Here is an 18,597-nt window from a genome sequence, read left to right as displayed (position 1 = left end):
TCTCATCCTTTTTTTGACGACCTAATGATAATTTATAACTCGCGTCTAAACCATTCAGATTAAATTTGCGGCTCAAATCATTTAGTCTACAATGAAACTATCGCATCTTTCTCATACCTTGATTGGTTCTGAAATAGTAAAGCTTGGTGGTGAAATCCGTGAACGTATTCGCCAGGGCGAAACGATTTACAATTTTACAGTTGGTGATTTTGACCCCAAGATTTTCCCCATTCCACAGGAACTGGAAGATGCTATTGTTGAGGCCTACCGCCAGCATTTTACCAACTATCCCTTAGGTGAGGGTAACCTGGACCTGCGTGAGGCTGTTGCATCTTACTCAAAAACGTTCCAGGGACTAGAATATAGTACAGATGAGATCCTGGTGGCTTCCGGCGGTCGCCCATTGATCTATGCTTTATATCGCGCCATTTGTGACAAAGGCGACAAGATTATTTATGCGGTGCCTTCGTGGAATAACAACCACTATGTACATTTTGTAGAAGGTGAGCATACAGTAGTAGAGGCTACAGCAGAGAACAACTTTATGCCTACAGCCGATGACTTGCGTCCACACATTCAAACGGCTACTTTCCTGGCCTTGTGTTCTCCTCAAAACCCAACCGGCACTACCTTCCGTAAAGAAGAGCTGAAAGCTATCTGTGACCTGGTAGTGGAAGAAAACAAACGCCGCGGTGATAGTGAGAAAAAGCTCTATGTTATGTACGACCAGATGTACTGGCAGCTGACCTACGATGGTATTGAGCATTACGATCCGGTAACGCTTAACCCAGAGATGCGCCCTTATACTGTATTTATTGATGCCATCAGTAAAGTATTTGCTGCTACCGGTGTGCGCGTGGGTTGGTCAATGGGGCCTGCCAGTATTTTAAATAAAATGAAGGCCATTCTTTCGCACGTAGGCGCCTGGGCTCCTATGGCTGAGCAGAAAGCGGTTGCTAAATACCTGCTGCAGACCGACAATATCAAGTCTTACCTGGCGCACTTTAAAAAAGAAGTAGAAGAGCGCTTACGCCGTATTTATACCGGCTTTATAGACTTAAAGCAAGAAGGTTTCCCTGTTGATGCCGTAGCACCAGAAGCAGCTATCTACCTGACCATCAAAATAGATCTGGCTGGCAGAAAGCTGAAAGATGGTACCGTACTGTCTACACAAGCCGATGTAACCTCTTATGTATTACAAGCTGCTGGCTTGGCCGTAGTACCATTCTACGCCTTTGGTGCTTCCAATAACTCACCTTGGTACCGCCTTAGCGTAGGTACTTGTAAGAAAGAAGAGATCGACCTGATGTTAAACAAACTGGGAACCGCCCTGCGTGAAGTACAGTAATTAATTCTTGTTGATTAAGAAATAGAAAGGCTTCAGTTCATCATGTGCTGAGGCCTTTATTATTTTTTTCTTGTTGGAGGTAATACTGTTGCGGGCTACTAATTCATGTGCTTGGCAGAAAGCATTCTCATTTTCTACCCGGATCAGGATACTGTGCAAACATTCTATATGCTTTTCAAAAGCCTCACCACTCAGTGATGGGGTCTTAAGTAAAACTAATAAATCTCTATTTCGGTTTTCCATTTCTCGCCAATTTAGCCTGTTATCGTACAGAGCCTGGACATCCACACTTGCTGCCCTTGCCTGTACCGGAATAATAATTTCGTTGACAACTGGTAGCTATCACAACCAAAGTCAAGAACAATGCCATGTATAAATTTCGCTTTGCCATACTATGATTCTAAATTAACTATTTTACGGGCGATTTAGTATACCGCCTAAAAAAACTTACGAAATTTTAGATGAGTACCAATTTTTCTTCGGTGAAGCCACGCGTTTTGGTGGCGCCACTTGACTGGGGTCTAGGCCACGCCACACGCTGCATTCCGATCATCAATACATTACTAACAAATAATTGTGATGTATGGCTGGCGGGAGAAGGCAAAACACTCACGCTTTTGCAACAGGAGTTCCCTCAATTGCCTTGTATCCCCCTAAAGGGTTACAACATTTACTATGGCAAAACGAAATGGGAAGTATATGGCAAACTGCTATTACAAATACCAAAGATCCTGGATGCCATTCACCAGGAAAACGAATGGTTAGAAGAGGCCATAGATCGCCATCAAATAGATGCAGTGATCTCCGACAACCGCTATGGTTTGTATTGCGATCGCATTCCTTCCGTTTTTATCACACACCAACTATTAATTAAAACCAACCTGGGCGAGAAGGCCGATCGCTTTCTGCAAAAGTTCAATTACCATTTTGTAAACGACTATACAGCTTGCTGGGTGCCCGATGTGGAAGATGAAATCATTAACCTGGCGGGCGAATTATCGCACCCGGCCGTAAAGCCCAAAGTGCCCGTACACTATATCGGGCCTTTATCACGCTTTCAAGGTGCGGAGGATCACCAAACAGGCAAGCACTTATTGTTCTTACTCTCTGGACCAGAACCGCAGCGTTCTTTATTAGAAGAGAAACTGTTAGCGCAAGCAAGCCAATATGACGGTCCTGTTTTATTGGTAAGAGGACTACCTGGCGAAGGGGCTGCTACTATTACCGCACCGGCCAATGTTACGGTTGTAAATCACCTTTCGGCTGCCGATCTGGAACAAGCGATTAAAGAAGCCACCTATGTAGTAGCTCGTTGTGGCTATAGCACCGTGATGGATTTGATGGCACTGGAAAAGAAAAGCATTCTTATCCCCACACCCGGACAAACCGAACAAGAATACCTGGCCACGCACCTAACCACGCAAGGCAAGGCGCTTTGTATAGAGCAGGAGCAGTTTGATTTGACAGCCGCCTTGGCATTGGCAGAAGAGTTCAATTACTATTTCTCTGAGCCCGTTACCAGTACTTTGCTAGAACAAGCGGTGACAATGTTTGTGCAGCAGGTAGTTGCTCAAAAAGAAAAGCTGGAAGAGAAGAGTTTGTAATCCATTTCCAGCAGATTGTGCAGATGCCTGCAGAAGTGATGAATGACAAAGAGTATATTTTCAAGCGGGCCAGCATCTGCTTTTGCAATAATGAAAGTCGGTCTAACGAAAGCATACATCATTCATATTATTTTACAAAAACTATATAGATTCTAACACACTTTCAATACAATCATCAGGTGCTTAAACAAGTTCAGCATGACAGCGACGATGCATTATTGAAGGCAACCACCCTATGGCGGCATGAATAGTAGAAAAGAATTTGTGCCCTTTTAATTATACCAGTCAGCTGCCAGGTCTTTCATTTCGGGGTTTTCCTGCTTGATTAGATTGATCTTCCACTCTCGGTGCCAGTTCTTTAGGTTCTTTTCCCTCTCAATGGCCCGGCTGATATGAGCATACGCTTCGTAGTAGAGAAGGAGGTGGCACTTGTAACTGGACGTAAACTTTCCGCCTTCACCGCTTTTGTGCTGCCATATTCTGCGCATTAGATCAGAGGTGACACCAACATAGAATACGCTTCGATGCACATTACTTAGCATGTAAACCGAATAGCTTGTTAGTTTGGGCATGTAATAAAGATAACTAGCCGCTATTTTTCTACGCCTCTTTTATTGAAAGTCTGTACCCAAATGCTTTTACTCGTCGCTGTCATGCTGAACTTGTTTCAGCATCTGATCTCACACCATGAACAAAACCTCCAATCTGTATTATCTCTTACCTCTTCATCCTTAACGCAGTAAAGGATCTCAGAGACTATGACAATAAACCGGGTTGCCTTTACTAATTTAGCCACTTCTCAATTGACCTACCCATCGAACAATTATTCAAGCATATCAACGCTTACCGCCTGCTTAGCGCCGAAGCGCAGCAAGCCTTGCAGGAATGTCTGCACGAAGTAGTGCTTTCCAAAAATCAATTCCTGGTCACAGAAGGAAAGATCTGCCGGCAGTTGTACTTTTTACAACAAGGTGCCCTGCGCGGTTCTTACAACCTGGAAGGCAAAACTGTCACACACTGGTTTGCCTTCGAAGATGATTTTGTTACTTCTTTTCACAGCTTTATTACTCAAGAGCCAGCTGTAGAAAACATACAGCTCTTAGAAGATAGTATCCTTTGGTCTATTTCTAAAGACAACCTGTCGCGCCTGATGAAACAATACCATGAAATAGAAACCTTCGTAAGAACGGCGTATGAAAAATATTATATCCGCCTGGAAGAGCGCTTTGTAAACGCGCAGTTTAAAACCGCCACAGAGCGTTACCAGGAGCTATTGCAGCAAAGACCCCATATTATAGAGCGTGTGCCGCTTGGCTTTATTGCTTCCTACCTGGGTATTAGCCAGGAAACACTCAGTCGCATTCGCAGCCGGTATTAACAATGGCAATCCCATTATTTGACATTTGTCAAATAAGTCCTCAGCCGCCACCAATAGGTTTGTTTTATTAAATAATTACGATGGAACAAAAACAAATTGGACAACCCTCTGCAGCCTTTATTGGTGCCTCATGGATGGCGCTAATCATTGGCGTTACTGCTTTTATCATTGGTCTATGGAACGCAGAAATGGAACTGAATGAAAAGGGATATTATTTCACTGTATTAATGTTTGGTTTATTTTCTGCCATCTCTGTACAAAAAGCGGTACGGGACCAAATGGAGGGGATACCGGTAACGAATCTCTATTATGGTATTTCATGGTTTGCCACCGTTTTAGCGATCATACTACTCACCGTTGGCCTATGGAACGCAACACTTACCAAAAGCGAAAAAGGTTTTTATGCAATGGCTTTTACCCTCAGCCTGTTCGCTGCTATTGCTGTTCAGAAAAATACAAGAGACATGAAATTATTTGAACAAAATAATGAGCACCTTCATAGTTGAAGAAAGGCTAATTTGCAGCCCTTATGCACATCAAGAGAATCAATCACACGGAACATCATTTAGTAGTAGACCTCTTTGACCAATACCGCGTCTTTTACAACCAACCATCCGATAAGAAATTAGCAGACAACTATATTCTACAACGTTTAGAGAACAACGAGTCTGCCATTTTTGTAGCGTTAGAAAATGTAGACGGCAATGTGGTTCCTGTTGGCTTTACACAACTCTATCCTACGTATTCATCTGTACGCGCCGTAAAGAATTGGATCTTAAACGACCTGTATGTAGACGCTGATCACAGAAAGAAAGGAATAGGCGAAAAGCTGATTCAAGCCGCTATGGAGTTTGCCAAAGCTGACAATGCTACGTATGTTCAACTGGAAACAGCCACAGACAATCATAACGCCCAACGCCTTTATGAAACAATTGGTTTTGTAAAGCAACAGCCAGAAGAAGGCTTTTTTGTTTATCGGATAACACTTTAAAAAAGCTATAACCATAAGACACTAGATATCCCATTTCTTCAAGAAATGGGATATCTATTTTTAAGACCTCTTTCAGAAGCCCACTTACCTGATGAAAAGCTTATTACCACTCGCACTCGTACTTCTTACAAACTTCCATCTCTTTGCACAAAAGACCTTTGTCTTTCTCGGATCCTATAACTGGGACAAAACAACAGAGGGGATCTATGTGTATCAGCTAGACACAAAAACGGGTCTTCTTACTAAAGCAACATCAGTAAAAGATGTATACAACCCTTCTTTTCTTACCCTATCGCCCGATGGCAAGTTTGTTTACGCCTGCACGGAAAGCAAAACACCCAATGCGGGGAGTGTGAGCAGCTTTTCCTTTAACCCACAACAACAAACCCTCACATATATAAACAGCCAGAAAAGCGGTGGTGAAAACCCCGTTTATGTATCGGTACACAGAAGTGGTAAATGGCTGGTGAATGGAAACTATACAGAAGCCAGCGTATCGGTGTACCCACTTGCAGCAAGTGGCGAAATACTTCCTGCCACGCAGCACATGGCTTATACAGACAGCAGCATCAATAAAGAACGCCAAGACCGTGCTCATATTCACTCCACTGTATTCTCACTTAATGCCGATTATCTATTCCTACCCGACCTGGGTGCCGATAAAATACGCTGTTATCAATTTGACAGCACGCAAACAGCACCGCTTAAAGCCATAGAGAAGCCTTTTGTTCAAGCAGTATTAGGCAGTGGCCCTCGCCATTTTACATTTCACCCAAATGGTAAGTTTGCCTACTGCATTGAAGAAATGGGTGGCGCAGTAAGCGTTTATAAATATGATAAAGGAAGGCTGGATAGCATTCAACGGATCGACACACATAACGATAAATACAAAGAAGGATTTGAAAGTTCGGATGTTCATATTTCCCCCGACGGCAGGTTCTTATATGCTACTAACCGTGGCAAAGAAAATAACATTGCCATCTTTGCTATTGCCAAAAATGGCAAGCTGAAAAACATCGGTTATCAGCCTACTTTAGGAGAACACCCACGCACCTTTGCCATTGATCCCAGCAGTCAGTTTCTAATAGTTACTAACGTGGTAAGTGAGAGTGTCACTGTCTTTAAAAGAAACGGGCTTACAGGGCTTCTTAGCCCAACCGGCCAGGAGCTGAAGGTCAAAAATGTGTCTTGCGTGCAGATCAAACAATATTGAGAAGCTAAAGAACGATTGCTTGCTTTTATTCAGCCACTCCCTGCATACTAAGCAATTAAAACAAACGTTTAGGTTTGAGAACCCTTAACAATGCTTAAAGCTCTTTTACCAAACCTGCTTTTACTTCTGCCTTTTCCCGGAATCGGGCAGATAATGTTAAGAAGCTTAAATGTAAATCATCCCGACTCGAATATTGTTTTCATTGGAATTGACAACTACTTAGAATTAAAAACTACAGACACTAAAAAGGATCTACGTTTATACGCTCCTAAAGCATCGGTTTTTAAGCTCAGCAATACCAAATATGTAATTCATGTTTCCACTATAGGCAATACACTCTTTGAGGTTTATGATTACAGCAAATCACCAAGAGAACTCCTTTTATCAAAGACATTTACCTCCCGGGTAATTCCTGATCCGGAAGCACGTATCGGCTATACAAAAGACAGTACTTTAACAATCGCTGAAATACTGGCAAATCCTCAGCTGCATGTAGTCTACCCAAATAGCGGATATACGAACAGCTCTGTAATAATGCGCTTTAAGCTCACTATTATTTATACTGACCTAGCTAGTCGCGCATTTAATATTACTGACGGAAACCAATTGACAGATCAACAAATGAACGCTATCAAAGAATTATCAAGTGGAGACAAGTTAGTTTTTGAAGATTTAGCTGTAACATGTCCAGGTTGTAGAAGCTACAAATTGTGGCCATACTCCATCACTATAAAATAGTTCATTTATCTTCAGTAAAGCTTATTCAACCAGCAAACTGTTTTAGTGAGGCTTATTGTTTGCTATTGGTAAGCTTTATACCAAACTAACTTCCATGACATTCGAAATACTGGAAACAAGTCGACTAAAACTGAGAAAACTAACACCTGAGGTTTTTGATTTTGTTTTTACCAACTACACTAACGAAGAATTAAAAACTTTCTTCGGCCTAAGCACAGAACAAGAATTGGAGAAAGAAAGAATAAAACATGAAAAAGGATTGGCTACCTACAACAAAAGCTTCCTTTATTTTCAGCTCATTGATAAAAGCAACGATACGGTTATTGGTGGATGTGGCTATCATACCTGGTATCTCGATCATTTCCGAGCAGAAATAGGTTATGGACTTTTCCAGGAACAGCATAAAGGCAAGGGACTAATGACAGAAGCCCTTCTACCCATTATTGATTATGGATTCAATACCATGCACCTGAATAGAATTGAAGCGCTCATTGGCCCGGAGAATACAGCTTCATTGCAATTGGTAAAACGATTAAACTTTACAAGGGAAGGCTATCTAAGACAACACTATAACCATAATGGGCAAATCGTTGACTCCGTATTATTCTCCTTGCTCCGGTCGGAATACAAAGGCTGATAGGCAACAAGTTTATATCACAGTCTCGCATTAATTCTTTTCTCGCTTAATATGACTAGTCGTAGGCTACAATAATCTTGGAGATTATTGTAGCCTGTTTAGTATTTATCCCTTTAAACAGCTCTATCACATATAAACCATTCCCTTTCTTTTTCCTAGTCCCAATTTCTTCTCCCTTCTTCATTCCTCACTTCCCATTCATCCTTCCCCTCCTCCTGCTTCATTCAATATTCCTTGTTCAATATTCTCTCTCTTCATCAGCCATCCTCACATCAGCTAATTCAAATCCTGCTAATCCGCGGTCCTCTGTGCCCCTCCCTGCCCTCTGTGCCTCTGTGGTTCCCCTCTCTCCGCGCCCCTGGCGCGCGCTGCTTGCAGCTTATTAATCTTAGCTCTACCATTCACTTTCCCTCCAACACGCCCTAACTTTAAAGCTATGCAAGCAATCGGCAATACCCCATTGATTCAATTAAAGCACCTAACCGAGCCCGGTTGGGCCGAAATCTATGTAAAGTATGAAGGTGGCAACCCCACTGGCAGCATGAAGGACCGTATGGCCCTTTCCATGATTGAAGGCGCGGAACGCCGCGGGCAACTGAAGCCTGGCGGTACTGTAGTAGAATATACTGGCGGCAGTACCGGCGGCTCACTAGCCATGGTATGTGCCGTTAAAGGATACAAGGCGCACTTTGTAACCTCTGATGCATTTGCCAAAGAGAAGCTGCAAACCATGCGGGCCTTTGGTGCCCACCTGGAGTTGATCAACCCAGATGGCGGTAAGATCACGGCCAACCTTATAGACCGGCTGATAACAAGAGCCAAAGAGCTCAGCACCCAGCCCAACACGTTCTGGACCGACCAGTTTAACAATGTAGACAACCGCAACGCTTATCACCACATGGCCTGGGAGATCATGAATGCCTTGGGTAATGATATTGATGAATTTGTAACGGGTGTAGGCACTGGCGGCTCTTTTTCCGGTAATGCCGAAATTTTGAAGACGGAGATACCACGCATCCGCTGTATTGCCCTTGAACCCTTTAACGTGCGTATGCTCTCTGGCGGCGACACTTCGGGCACCCACAAACTGGAAGGTATTGGCTCTAACTTCATACCTTCTATTTGCAGGATGGATCTAGCCGATGAGATTATGCCTGTATCGGATGAAGATGCATATGAAACTGCGCGTAGGCTGGCCCGTGAGGAAGGTATTTTTGGTGGTGCTACTTCCGGCGCCAACGTATGGGCCGCTATGCAACGTGCTAAAGTTATTGGTCGCGGTAAAAAGATCGTTACTATTGTATGCGATTCAGGTCTTAAGTATTTGAATGGTGAATTGTATAAATGACAGATAGTTATCAATGATGAAAACACAAAAAGAGCTAAAGAACGATTACAAAGCTGCCAAAACGAAGATGGGCATCTTTCAAATTAAGAACACGGCAAACGGCAAGATCTATATAGACAGCAGCACCAACCTGGACGCTATCTGGAACCGCATGCGTACAGAATTAAAGTTTGGTAGTAGCCGCAATGAAACCTTGCAAAAGGAATGGAAAGAGTTTGGTGAAGAAAGCTTTTCGTTTGAAGTGCTCTCTGAGATCAAGCAAAAAGAAGATGAGGATATAAACTACACGGCGGAATTAAAAGAGCTAAAAGCCATGTATTTGGAAGAATTAAAACCCTTTGCAGACAAGGGGTATAATTAAGCAACTGTAAGCCGCTGTATAAGCTAACAGGCACAGCTAACCTATAGTAACTAGAATTAATTAAATGTTTTATAGCACCCAATCGGGTGCTTTTTTTATCGCAGATGAAAGTATTTGGATGGATTACGCAAATTGGGAACTTATGATCAGAATTTGATTAGAAAGCAAGGAGGCTTTTGTATCTTTAGTGTCTTCTCTATTAGAGTTATTTCTACTCCATTTATTCCTCTTTTCTTTACTATCTCTAATGAACTCTTAGCGGTTGCCAGGTGGCGTTGTACAGGCCAAGGAAGGGCTGTGGAAGGGCTGATGTACGGGTGAGGTACGGGTGAACCCACACGTTCCCTACTGACTTATAGGACGTTTCATAGACGTTACTATGAAGGAAGTATGACGTAAGGTGGAGGATGTCTGAACCGGGATTGGGGGAGATTTAAGGATTTGCGGGAATATGGCTGATGTAAGGATGGCTGATGGCTGATTGGAGAGGGAGAGCAGCTGCTGAAATAAATTACGCCTGCCAAAAGCAAGAGGCGTTACAGCCGGCATCCGGATGGAGCGCGCAAGAGGGCTGCTCTTCGAGGGGGCCGGCGTGTGACATTCAAGGCAATTTACATGTGTATAACTAAAGAGGCTGCGGCTTGTAAGGATAAAAAGGAAGGGTTATTTTTACTAAATAATTTAGTATTAAACTTAAAAGAACTACCCTATGGCACGACAGGCAGGACCCCTCTTTATTACCGGAACGATTGATGATATGGTATTTTACAAAATGGGCGACAAATACTACATGCGCCTAAAAGGCGAACCCACCCCCAGTACCAAAAAACGCATGAGCCAGGACGAGCATTACCCCTTGCTGTGCCTGCGCAAACGCGAGTTCAAAGAGGCGTCTAAAATGGTAAGGAAGTGGTACTATACCCTGCCCAAGACGGTGCGCAAACAAGGGCTGTTTGGAACACTGACTGGCAAGGCTGTACGACTGTTGCGCAAAGGGGTGGCGGAGGATGAAATAAAGCGATTGCTGGTGCAGGAGTTTGGAAAGGTGAAGCCAACTGTTGAACAGACTATCCCTACGATGACTGTAGAAACAGATAATGCACCCAAATTGGTTTCACCACCAACTTATACTCCACCTAAACCAAAACGCAAAAGCAAAAAGCTTACTACTGGCCGCTTATCGTCCTGGCAGGTGAGTGAGCAGGGACAATTACAGAAAGAAGTGGTAAAGCCAAAAGCAACAGTGACTCAACAAGATAGCGGCTCTAGCTTTTATGCTACCCAGGGGTATTATAGTACCTGGTCGTTTAGCGGATGGTAACTACCGGATATGCACACCTGTAATAATCCATTTAGGTTAGTAGGTTATGGATGTTAGTCATCTGATAAAAGATGAGACGGCTTTACCAACTAAACCAGTTGGGTTGTTCCTGGATCATTTACCTCTATATCAAAAGTTGTTGATAGTATAAACGCATACCCATTGCTTCAATGTCAACAATGAGGTAAAAGCATCGTTTGTCAACAACCGAAGATTACTGTAGGCAAGCAAATATTTTACATGCAAGTGGTTCTACCCTACTTACAAAGCTATGTGGCTAAACGCCCCGCATAGCGCATTTAAAGTGGCACTACCATTTATTTTTTGCAGACCTATTTTTTGTATTGATGAAATAAATACTAGCTTCGCACCTACAATTCTTACAGGTCGCAGATGAGCTTTATCGCTCATTCAATCAATGATCAGTCTCCTTGAAGCTTTCTTTGATGAGCTTTCATTACTCATCCGAACTCAGATCAGTCTCCTTGAAGCTTGCCCACTAGTTGTATATCGCCATTCTGTTTCTGCCGTTAATCTCCTGCGTATTAACGAAACGATATTCTGTTACCAATAGAGAAGCCTTTCAGGTACAATCCATCAATTCCTATCTGCATTAATCAGTTAAACTTTCAAACTGGTGATGCTAACCAATATACTATTGACTGTGTATCGTTATTCAAAACTATAATTGATATATCATGAGAAAATATAAGGACGGGCTTCTTGGATTGCTTATTGTAGTTTGTTCCCTTACTGGTTATGTTGTGGGATGTACTCACGATGATGAAGTATTGGCAAGTAGTGGAACCGATATTAAGCGTGGAGAACAAAAGCTTACGCTAACCAATCCCAAACACACCTTTGATAAGGCCCACTCCAACGTGAATTGGTCATCAGCCTATTTGGGCGCCACGGCATTACTGACCGGCCGGTTCGACAACTTTGGTTTTAACTCCTTCAATTTTGATGAATCAAATGCAGCTGGCATCAACTTCGAAGCCTGGGTATGGCTGAATACTGTTAATACCAGCGAGCCGGGCCGCGACGACGGCTGTTTATTACAGACCTTTGGTACCAATAACACCAATACAACACAGCCTGAAAACCTGGCAGTTATTAAAACCACATCCGTAGCATTAAGCACTACCGATAAGGGCTACGATGTAAAGGCCAACCTGACTTTCCATGGCGTAACGAAAGAAGTAGTTGGAAAAATGAATTATGTCGGAAAAACATTATCCGGCACAACAGAGGTTTTAGGATTCGACTATCAATTTTCTTTTCTGGCCAAGACAGATTTCCTGATTGTATCCACCAATGTTGGGGATAATGCAACAGTAAAATGTAATGCCACTTTCAGAATAGCTCCATAAGAAGTCAAGAAAATGAAATCTATGTTTATACGATTTCTCCTACACCGATCAAATTATTAGGTATGAAGCGACAAATCGGAATTTGCCTGATTATGATTATTGTAATAACGGTTATTATATCTGGATGTTACAAAGACGTAATCAAACCAGGCTCAGACCCAAACGGGCCCCCACAATTTGTGAGTTTCAGCGGCGATCTTATCCCGATTTTCAATGCCAATTGCAATACCAGCGGCTGCCATGATGCGGTACCCGCGCATGCTCCTTCACTGGTTCCGGACAAAGCTTATAACGCACTTTTATCAGGAGGATTTGTGAATACAGCAGTGCCCAATCAAAGTACGATTTATGTAGTGTGTTATACTGCACAAATGCCACCAACAGGCGCATTGAAGGCGAGCGATACGCAAAAGATCCTGGACTGGATCCGAAACGGAGCACCCAATAATTAACGCCAAAATCAAACTCATGAAGTCAAATTACCCAAAAAATAAGGCGCGGATCTATGGTGTGATTTGGTTTTTGCTGGTCACGTTTTACGTGAGCCCTGTTTATAGCCAGGATAGTGCCGCTGCAGAAGGAACTGAAAAACCCACACCCAAACCAGTTAAGAACACTTTTGAAAGCGTTTGGATCATTGATAACCAAACCGTGATGGTACCCATAAAAGGTACGTTTGAACTGGATATACAGCACCGGTTCGGCACATGGGAGAACGGTTATGAGGATTTCTTCGGGCTCTTTGCTTCTTCCAACATCCGGCTGGGCGCTAATTATGCGCCGATCCCGAAACTGTATATAGGCGTAGGCATAACCAAGTACAATATGCTTTGGGATGCCAATGCCAAGTATGCCATTGTACAACAAATGACAGACAACCACTGGCCCGTAAGCATCACCTATTACGGCAACATGGCCATTGACAGCCGCCCCGCAGATAACTTTCAAAACTTCAGTGACCGGTTGACTTATTTTAACCAGATCATTATTGCCCGGAAGGTAAGCGAGAAGTTCTCTGTACAGGTGGCCCCCAGCCTTTCGCATACTAACGTGGTGAACGGCTATTACAGTGAACCGGGAAAAGTAAGCGAAGAACGGAAGCACGACCATTTTGCCGTGGCTGTAAGCGGTAGATATAAGGTGAAGGAGGCCATGTCTATCCTGGCCAATTACGATCAACCAATTACCAAGCACAAATCTGGCAACCCGCATCCCAACCTAAGCTTTGGTTTGGAGATCAGTACCAGTGCTCACGCGTTCCAGTTTTTTGTTGGCCAGTATTATTATCTATCCCCACAGCAAAACAACATGTATAACCGAAATGATTATCAGAGTAATCAATGGCTGATAGGATTTAATATAACAAGGCTTTGGAATTATTGACCCTTTGGGTGAATCAACAGATAAGCATTGCTCAAGTAGACACAAAATATATCTCACAAAAAAGATCTTAATTATGAAAAGAAAACTTTCAATTATCTGCTGCCTTGTGGCTGGTGTTCTTTTCTTTACGGGCTTCAGCTTCCATAAAGTGAATGATCCCTGGCCAGTACCTGAAAAATATATGAAGATGGCTAACCCAGTAAAAGCAGATGCCACTTCTATAGCAACAGGTAAATCGCTTTGGGCAAAACATTGCGCTTCTTGTCATGGAAAAACAGGAGCAGGCGATGGAACAAAAGCCGCCACATTAAAAACACATCCAGGCGATTTTCATAAGGAAGCATTCCAGTCTCAACCTGATGGTTCTATATTCTATAAGACCATGGAAGGAAGAAAAGATATGCCAAGCTTTAAAAAGAAAATCCCTGATCAGGATGATATATGGAGCCTTGTTAATTACATACGTACGCTGAAATGATCGGCCTTTTCTATTTCGATTGTAAATAATAGCGGCGAGTATTTCAAACTAAAGAAAATGAATATTTCACCTGGACCCAATATGCGGGATCGGCGGACTGTCCTATACTGGCTAACTGGCGCTTTTTCTGCATTGCTATTTTGGAAGCTGCAGCCTCGCGCTCCACAAAAGCAGGAAAAAGAAGCGCCCGTGAAAATGCTCACAGAAGATGGTCGGCTTGTAGAAGTGGATATGAAGCACCTGCAAGGGCAACGACGAAAATTGAATACAAGCGAGATACAGGGCTGGGTAAAACGTAAGTGATAACCCATTAAAAAGTCAACCCGTTATGGATGAACCAATCAATAGCAGGAGAGAATTTATCGCCGGTGCCCTGGCCACGGTAGCCTGTGCAAGTTGTTCTTGCGGTAAGGACCATCATCATGTTACAGCCGAGGAAGTACAACCCTCTGGAGAAAAAGTAAAATTGCTGTCCATGAATGGCGAAGTGATCGAAGTGGACCGGGCCTTTCTAAAACCCGTTCCTGATCTGCCACAGCCAAGCAATGAAGAGGAAAGAAAAGGTATTGAGGGAAAGAAATTTGTAATGGTGATCGATCTTTCCAGATGCAAGAATGTGGGAAAATGCAGGGAGTCCTGTAATCATGCACACAACCTGCATCCCGATCATAACTGGATCAAGATCTATCAAATGCAGGATAGTGTGCATACAGCCCCTTACTGGCAACCCACCACCTGCATGCATTGCGATGAACCACCTTGCGTAAAGGTTTGTCCTGTTGATGCCACCTTCAAACGGCAGGATGGTATTGTATTGATCGATAGTGATCGTTGCATTGGCTGTCGGTTTTGCATGGCAGCTTGTCCTTATTCAACAAGGGTTTTCAACTGGGAGGATCCGGGCGTTCCAGAACCCATTGCCAGCCAACATTACTCTTGCGAAACAAGTCAGCCGCAGAAGAAAGGCACTGTTGGCAAATGTGATTTCTGCCCAGATATGGCCAGAAAGGGCGAGCTCCCCCATTGCGTTTCAGCCTGTCCCAATGGAGTGTTCTTCTTTGGTGATATGAATGAAGACACGGTAACCAATGGCGCGGAAACGTTTCGCTTTAGTGAGCTGATCAAAGACAAAGCCGGTTATCGCCTGATGGAAGATTTGGGTACCAAGCCTAGTGTTTATTATTTACCACCTGTAAATAGAAACTTCCCGTTTGAATCAGGATTAGAAAATAGTCAACCTCAAGAACCTTCGGAAAAGTAGCATAGTAATGAAAGAATCATCACTACACATCACTGACCCGATCACACACTCCAATGCACTGCATACAAAAGCTAATGAGCAGATCACGACCGATCTCTATCCAAAGAAATTCGGGACCTCTGGCCTGATCTGGACATTCGGACTCTTACTCATTTGTGCTGTAGGTGTGTATGCCTACTACAGGCAAATCCGTTACGGACTGGTTGTTACAGAAATGAGAGATTACGTATCGTGGGGTATTTACATTTCCAATTTTGTCTTCTTTGTTGCCATTAGCCTGGTGGGCTCGCTCATTACAGCCATACTACGCCTTACCAATGCAAAGTGGAGTACACCCCTCACCAGGATAGCGGAAATGATAGCTGTATCAGCGATCATTTTTGCCTCCATCATTATTGTGGTAGATATGGGTAGGCCCGAGCGGTTCACGCATCTATTTACCCATCCGCGTATACAATCACCCATACTCTGGGATGTGGTTGTCATTAGCACCTACTTCGTTATTAGTTTGCTCTTGTTATATTTGCCTTTGTTGCCTGATCTGCAAATTCTGAATGCCAATCAAAATAAGAACACGCCCTTTCTGAATCGTATTTACCGGTTTTTAGGCTCTTTCTGGAAAGGCACACCTGAACAATTCAGGATTGCCGAACGGTCTATCCAAATTCTTTGCATTACCATCATTCCCGTTGCCTTCACGATCCACACTGTTACGTCATGGCTATTTGCCACCACTTATCGGCCTGGCTGGGACAGCACCAACTTCGGTGCCTATTTTATATCGGGCGCCTTTCTTGTAGGTAGCGGAGCCATGTTGGTGGCTATGTATGTTTTCCGAAACCACTATCGATTAGAAAACTATATTACAGAAGATCATTTTGAAAAGATGGGGAGGATTGTCGTCTTACTGACGCTCATCTACCTGTATTTTAATATCAATGAGTACCTGGTTCCTGCATTCAAAATGAAGAAGCCGGAGGAAGAACACCTCACTGGCTTATTTGCCGGCGAGTATGCCCTCTTATTCTGGTTTTGTATACTGGTGGGAATGATCTTCCCAATGGCGATCTTATTATTCCGAAAGGGCCGAAGGCCAATACCGGCATTCATAGCCGGGGTAATGGTGGTGATTGGTGCGTGGTTTAAACGATATCTGATTGTTACACCTACCTTGTTGCATCCCTTTCTTCCTATGCAAGATGTTCCTGAATCCTACAAGCATTATTTCCCATCGTGGGAGGAATGGGCTATCGCCATGGGCTCCCTGGCAGGGGCCTTGCTCGTTATCACTTTGCTCGCCCGCATTTTTCCTATTGTTCCGATCCATGAAACCATAATGGAAAAAAATGAGGAAAAAACGTTTCAATAAGCTGCGCTTCTATCTGTTTTGCCTGTTACTGGCAGGCCTTCCGCTGGCGTTGTATAGCCAGGAAGATTCGACTGCTGCACCGGCCGAAGAAAAGGCCGAAGAACCAGCCGATCCTTCGGCCGAAACTTCGGCCAGGGAATCATTGGTCTATCTCCAATACTTTGTAAAGAATAACCGGGTTCCTTATTTGAAAGTACAGACCAAAACGAAGTCGGAAGAAAAAGGATTTCAGTCCGCCCCAAAAGTTCCGGTGAGCATTTACCTGGATAAGGATTCCGTGAAGGAGGCGCTTGTAGCGAACGTAATAACAGATGCGCATGGTGAATCCATTATTAGCCTGCCCCCATCATTAGCCGCATTATGGAACGAAGCAGATGCTCATAGTTTTATTGCGAATGCAGCAGCTACCAAAGATTTTGATGCCACCACTAAAACAACAGAAGTAACGATAGCCAAACTGGAACTGGATACCGTTACCACGGAGACTGGCAGATCGGTAGTAGCGCACGTTCTCAAAAAAGAAGGCACTTCCTGGGTACCTATGCCAGATATTGAACTTAAGCTAACCGCGAAAAGATATGGCGGCTACCTGAATATAAGTGACGAAGAAACGTATACAACCGACTCATCGGGCAAAGCAGAAGGCGAGTTCAAACCTGTCAATCTTCCTGGTGATAATGGTGGCAATATTGAGTTAGTGGCCCTGATCGATGATAATGATATGGTAGGCAGTATGCAAACGGTCATGAAGGTGCCATGGGGCTCACCGCTTCACTTTGAGAGTAGATTTGAAGAACGGTCCTTGTGGTCAAGAGGATCAAGGGCTCCCATCTGGTTGATCTTTATGGCTTCCGCTTGTATCATCGGTGTATGGTCGGTTATTATTTACCTCTTTACAAGAATTTACCAGATCAGGAAATTGGGTGTAGAAGAGAAATAGAGAGGGAAACTCCAAAGCCCAAATTCCAGAGCCGCAGCAGGGGAGCACTTCAGCACTTCTACTTACGATACTAACAAATACTTTACGTCGTTGTTAAAGCCTGTCGGGATCTCCCACGCTACTGTGCCAGGTGGTGAAGTCACACTTAGATCCTAAACAGTTTAGCTTTCTTTCTTTAGATCTAAAAGCCCACACACAAACCACTGTTTTAGTCCCGAATTGTGCAACAGCCACTCGTGTTATGTGGCGTTTCCATTTAAATACTTAGGGCGCTTCTTAGCTTGCTCAAAATCTTCAGCGTTGAGAAATGGCCAATAGTTTATATCTCCCGCCGCCACAAACTCTTTCTCCTTCTTTCTTGTGTAGATGCCAAGTGTAAACACCTTGGAAAGCAGTCTTACAAAAGGGTCAAACACTGAACTTTTCGGCCATTGGTATTCTTGTCCAGACTTCAGAAATAAAATAAACCTTGCACACGTTTTATAATCTTCCTGGCTGAAGGCAGCAACATCCAACTTATGCTCTTTCAAATCATCGTAGAATGTCCAAATAACGTCAATAAGGTCTTTAATGGCTCTGTCATCAGTATTTACGCCAAACGTTGCTTCCTCAAATTCAAAGTTTGTTATTTGCCCAGCTATAAGGCGTCGAAAATTTTCAGCTAAAAGACTTCTTGATTCAGTATCTACCATTGTAGGAGTTTAAATGCCACACAACGACGGAACAGGTGTTACTGCAAGTGGTGGCAGTCTCAGTTCCTGTTGCTTGGTTAAAGATAAGGGGCTAAAAGAATTATTGTAGTTGGTTACAGGTATGAAGCCACCATTTCAGTAAGATTGTGTGCTTGTTGCACA

The 18,597-nt window shown here is 43.4% G+C and carries 22 protein-coding genes; 19 read left to right on the top strand and 3 right to left on the bottom strand.

What is annotated here, in order from left to right; genetic code table 11:
• The first annotated feature begins 91 nt into the window (after positions 1 to 91).
• Positions 92 to 1,348: a pyridoxal phosphate-dependent aminotransferase gene (locus tag SY85_RS17210; protein WP_066406109.1), complete on the top strand. Its 1,257-nt coding sequence runs from the start codon at positions 92 to 94 to the stop codon at positions 1,346 to 1,348.
• On the opposite strand, the gene SY85_RS17205 is transcribed toward SY85_RS17210, so the two are convergent.
• Positions 1,349 to 1,591, bottom strand: a complete 243-nt coding sequence (locus SY85_RS17205; RefSeq protein ID WP_066406108.1) for a hypothetical protein — start codon at positions 1,589 to 1,591, stop codon at positions 1,349 to 1,351. It lies immediately after the preceding gene.
• Positions 1,592 to 1,809: 218 nt separating this feature from the next.
• On the opposite strand from SY85_RS17205, the gene SY85_RS17200 reads away from it, so the two are divergent.
• Positions 1,810 to 2,952 carry a glycosyltransferase gene (locus SY85_RS17200; protein ID WP_066406107.1) on the top strand — a complete coding sequence of 381 codons (1,143 nt, stop codon included), beginning with the start codon at positions 1,810 to 1,812 and terminating at the stop codon, positions 2,950 to 2,952.
• A gap of 272 nt (positions 2,953 to 3,224) precedes the next feature.
• Here the strand turns inward: SY85_RS17200 and SY85_RS17195 are convergent, their stop codons facing one another.
• Positions 3,225 to 3,524 carry a GIY-YIG nuclease family protein gene (locus tag SY85_RS17195; RefSeq protein WP_066406106.1) on the bottom strand — a complete coding sequence of 100 codons (300 nt, stop codon included), beginning with the start codon at positions 3,522 to 3,524 and terminating at the stop codon, positions 3,225 to 3,227.
• Positions 3,525 to 3,829: 305 nt separating this feature from the next.
• Here SY85_RS17195 and SY85_RS17190 point away from each other — a divergent pair, with 305 nt between their 5' ends.
• The 17 genes from SY85_RS17190 to SY85_RS17110 all read left to right on the top strand — a co-directional run bounded on the left by SY85_RS17190 (position 3,830) and on the right by SY85_RS17110 (position 17,743).
• A complete protein-coding gene (locus tag SY85_RS17190; RefSeq protein ID WP_226998867.1) occupies positions 3,830 to 4,330 on the top strand; it encodes a Crp/Fnr family transcriptional regulator in 501 nt (166 codons plus the stop codon).
• An 80-nt stretch (positions 4,331 to 4,410) separates the two neighbouring features.
• Positions 4,411 to 4,836 carry an inner membrane protein YiaA gene (yiaA, locus tag SY85_RS17185; RefSeq protein WP_066406104.1) on the top strand — a complete coding sequence of 142 codons (426 nt, stop codon included), beginning with the start codon at positions 4,411 to 4,413 and terminating at the stop codon, positions 4,834 to 4,836.
• 23 nt (positions 4,837 to 4,859) lie between these two features.
• Positions 4,860 to 5,321, top strand: a complete 462-nt coding sequence (locus SY85_RS17180; RefSeq protein ID WP_066406103.1) for a GNAT family N-acetyltransferase — start codon at positions 4,860 to 4,862, stop codon at positions 5,319 to 5,321.
• A gap of 91 nt (positions 5,322 to 5,412) precedes the next feature.
• Positions 5,413 to 6,534: a lactonase family protein gene (locus tag SY85_RS17175; RefSeq protein ID WP_066406102.1), complete on the top strand. Its 1,122-nt coding sequence runs from the start codon at positions 5,413 to 5,415 to the stop codon at positions 6,532 to 6,534.
• 90 nt (positions 6,535 to 6,624) lie between these two features.
• Positions 6,625 to 7,272, top strand: coding sequence for a GldM family protein (locus SY85_RS17170; protein ID WP_066406101.1), 648 nt, complete (start codon positions 6,625 to 6,627; stop codon positions 7,270 to 7,272).
• Positions 7,273 to 7,366: 94 nt separating this feature from the next.
• Positions 7,367 to 7,909 carry a GNAT family N-acetyltransferase gene (locus SY85_RS17165; RefSeq protein ID WP_066406100.1) on the top strand — a complete coding sequence of 181 codons (543 nt, stop codon included), beginning with the start codon at positions 7,367 to 7,369 and terminating at the stop codon, positions 7,907 to 7,909.
• A 436-nt stretch (positions 7,910 to 8,345) separates the two neighbouring features.
• Complete coding sequence (locus tag SY85_RS17160; RefSeq protein WP_066406099.1) at positions 8,346 to 9,257, top strand: PLP-dependent cysteine synthase family protein; 912 nt, start codon at positions 8,346 to 8,348, stop codon at positions 9,255 to 9,257.
• Positions 9,258 to 9,270: 13 nt separating this feature from the next.
• A complete protein-coding gene (locus tag SY85_RS17155; protein ID WP_066406098.1) occupies positions 9,271 to 9,618 on the top strand; it encodes a GIY-YIG nuclease family protein in 348 nt (115 codons plus the stop codon).
• Positions 9,619 to 10,327: 709 nt separating this feature from the next.
• Positions 10,328 to 10,939 carry a hypothetical protein gene (locus SY85_RS17150; protein ID WP_066406097.1) on the top strand — a complete coding sequence of 204 codons (612 nt, stop codon included), beginning with the start codon at positions 10,328 to 10,330 and terminating at the stop codon, positions 10,937 to 10,939.
• A gap of 698 nt (positions 10,940 to 11,637) precedes the next feature.
• On the top strand, positions 11,638 to 12,312 hold the full coding sequence (locus tag SY85_RS17145) for a YceI family protein (protein WP_066406096.1): 675 nt from the start codon (positions 11,638 to 11,640) through the stop codon (positions 12,310 to 12,312).
• Between the two features lie 62 nt (positions 12,313 to 12,374).
• Positions 12,375 to 12,764, top strand: coding sequence for a hypothetical protein (locus SY85_RS17140; protein ID WP_148661230.1), 390 nt, complete (start codon positions 12,375 to 12,377; stop codon positions 12,762 to 12,764).
• A gap of 16 nt (positions 12,765 to 12,780) precedes the next feature.
• Complete coding sequence (locus SY85_RS17135; protein WP_082886544.1) at positions 12,781 to 13,695, top strand: DUF5777 family beta-barrel protein; 915 nt, start codon at positions 12,781 to 12,783, stop codon at positions 13,693 to 13,695.
• A 73-nt stretch (positions 13,696 to 13,768) separates the two neighbouring features.
• Positions 13,769 to 14,173, top strand: a complete 405-nt coding sequence (locus tag SY85_RS17130) for a c-type cytochrome (protein WP_066406094.1) — start codon at positions 13,769 to 13,771, stop codon at positions 14,171 to 14,173.
• Between the two features lie 57 nt (positions 14,174 to 14,230).
• Entirely contained in the window at positions 14,231 to 14,476 is a 246-nt protein-coding gene (locus SY85_RS17125; RefSeq protein WP_066406093.1) for a hypothetical protein, read from the top strand.
• Between the two features lie 25 nt (positions 14,477 to 14,501).
• Positions 14,502 to 15,434 (top strand): 4Fe-4S dicluster domain-containing protein, encoded by a 933-nt coding sequence (locus SY85_RS17120; protein WP_066406092.1) that lies wholly within the window; start codon positions 14,502 to 14,504, stop codon positions 15,432 to 15,434.
• Between the two features lie 7 nt (positions 15,435 to 15,441).
• The gene (gene nrfD / locus SY85_RS17115; RefSeq protein ID WP_082886542.1) at positions 15,442 to 16,803 is read left to right on the top strand and encodes an NrfD/PsrC family molybdoenzyme membrane anchor subunit; all 1,362 of its coding nucleotides are present in this window, start codon (positions 15,442 to 15,444) and stop codon (positions 16,801 to 16,803) included.
• Positions 16,781 to 17,743, top strand: a complete 963-nt coding sequence (locus tag SY85_RS17110; protein ID WP_066406091.1) for a hypothetical protein — start codon at positions 16,781 to 16,783, stop codon at positions 17,741 to 17,743. Before nrfD ends, SY85_RS17110 begins: the two co-directional genes overlap by 23 nt.
• 239 nt (positions 17,744 to 17,982) lie before the next feature.
• Here SY85_RS17110 and SY85_RS17105 read toward each other — a convergent pair whose 3' ends face one another.
• Positions 17,983 to 18,435, bottom strand: coding sequence for a hypothetical protein (locus SY85_RS17105; RefSeq protein ID WP_066406090.1), 453 nt, complete (start codon positions 18,433 to 18,435; stop codon positions 17,983 to 17,985).
• Between the last annotated feature and the right edge of the window lie 162 nt (positions 18,436 to 18,597).

It is taken from the genome of Flavisolibacter tropicus (genome assembly GCF_001644645.1).
Lineage (GTDB): Bacteria > Bacteroidota > Bacteroidia > Chitinophagales > Chitinophagaceae > Flavisolibacter > Flavisolibacter tropicus.
This window is presented reverse-complemented; position numbering and strand designations above follow the sequence as displayed.

Bases quoted from the DNA above. Each gene is read 5' to 3' on its own strand.
- SY85_RS17180 (WP_066406103.1), top strand. From the start codon at position 4,860: ATGCACATCAAGAGAATCAATCACACGGAACATCATTTAGTAGTAGAC.
- SY85_RS17125 (WP_066406093.1), top strand. From the start codon at position 14,231: ATGAATATTTCACCTGGACCCAATATGCGGGATCGGCGGACTGTCCTA.
- SY85_RS17110 (WP_066406091.1), top strand. From the start codon at position 16,781: ATGAGGAAAAAACGTTTCAATAAGCTGCGCTTCTATCTGTTTTGCCTG.
- SY85_RS17205 (WP_066406108.1), bottom strand. From the start codon at position 1,591: ATGGAAAACCGAAATAGAGATTTATTAGTTTTACTTAAGACCCCATCA.
- SY85_RS17145 (WP_066406096.1), top strand. From the start codon at position 11,638: ATGAGAAAATATAAGGACGGGCTTCTTGGATTGCTTATTGTAGTTTGT.
- SY85_RS17140 (WP_148661230.1), top strand. From the start codon at position 12,375: ATGAAGCGACAAATCGGAATTTGCCTGATTATGATTATTGTAATAACG.
- nrfD (WP_082886542.1), top strand. From the start codon at position 15,442: ATGAAAGAATCATCACTACACATCACTGACCCGATCACACACTCCAAT.
- SY85_RS17170 (WP_066406101.1), top strand. From the start codon at position 6,625: ATGCTTAAAGCTCTTTTACCAAACCTGCTTTTACTTCTGCCTTTTCCC.
- SY85_RS17210 (WP_066406109.1), top strand. From the start codon at position 92: ATGAAACTATCGCATCTTTCTCATACCTTGATTGGTTCTGAAATAGTA.
- SY85_RS17195 (WP_066406106.1), bottom strand. From the start codon at position 3,524: ATGCCCAAACTAACAAGCTATTCGGTTTACATGCTAAGTAATGTGCAT.
- SY85_RS17155 (WP_066406098.1), top strand. From the start codon at position 9,271: ATGATGAAAACACAAAAAGAGCTAAAGAACGATTACAAAGCTGCCAAA.
- yiaA (WP_066406104.1), top strand. From the start codon at position 4,411: ATGGAACAAAAACAAATTGGACAACCCTCTGCAGCCTTTATTGGTGCC.
- SY85_RS17120 (WP_066406092.1), top strand. From the start codon at position 14,502: ATGGATGAACCAATCAATAGCAGGAGAGAATTTATCGCCGGTGCCCTG.
- SY85_RS17150 (WP_066406097.1), top strand. From the start codon at position 10,328: ATGGCACGACAGGCAGGACCCCTCTTTATTACCGGAACGATTGATGAT.
- SY85_RS17175 (WP_066406102.1), top strand. From the start codon at position 5,413: ATGAAAAGCTTATTACCACTCGCACTCGTACTTCTTACAAACTTCCAT.
- SY85_RS17160 (WP_066406099.1), top strand. From the start codon at position 8,346: ATGCAAGCAATCGGCAATACCCCATTGATTCAATTAAAGCACCTAACC.
- SY85_RS17200 (WP_066406107.1), top strand. From the start codon at position 1,810: ATGAGTACCAATTTTTCTTCGGTGAAGCCACGCGTTTTGGTGGCGCCA.
- SY85_RS17130 (WP_066406094.1), top strand. From the start codon at position 13,769: ATGAAAAGAAAACTTTCAATTATCTGCTGCCTTGTGGCTGGTGTTCTT.
- SY85_RS17135 (WP_082886544.1), top strand. From the start codon at position 12,781: ATGAAGTCAAATTACCCAAAAAATAAGGCGCGGATCTATGGTGTGATT.
- SY85_RS17105 (WP_066406090.1), bottom strand. From the start codon at position 18,435: ATGGTAGATACTGAATCAAGAAGTCTTTTAGCTGAAAATTTTCGACGC.
- SY85_RS17165 (WP_066406100.1), top strand. From the start codon at position 7,367: ATGACATTCGAAATACTGGAAACAAGTCGACTAAAACTGAGAAAACTA.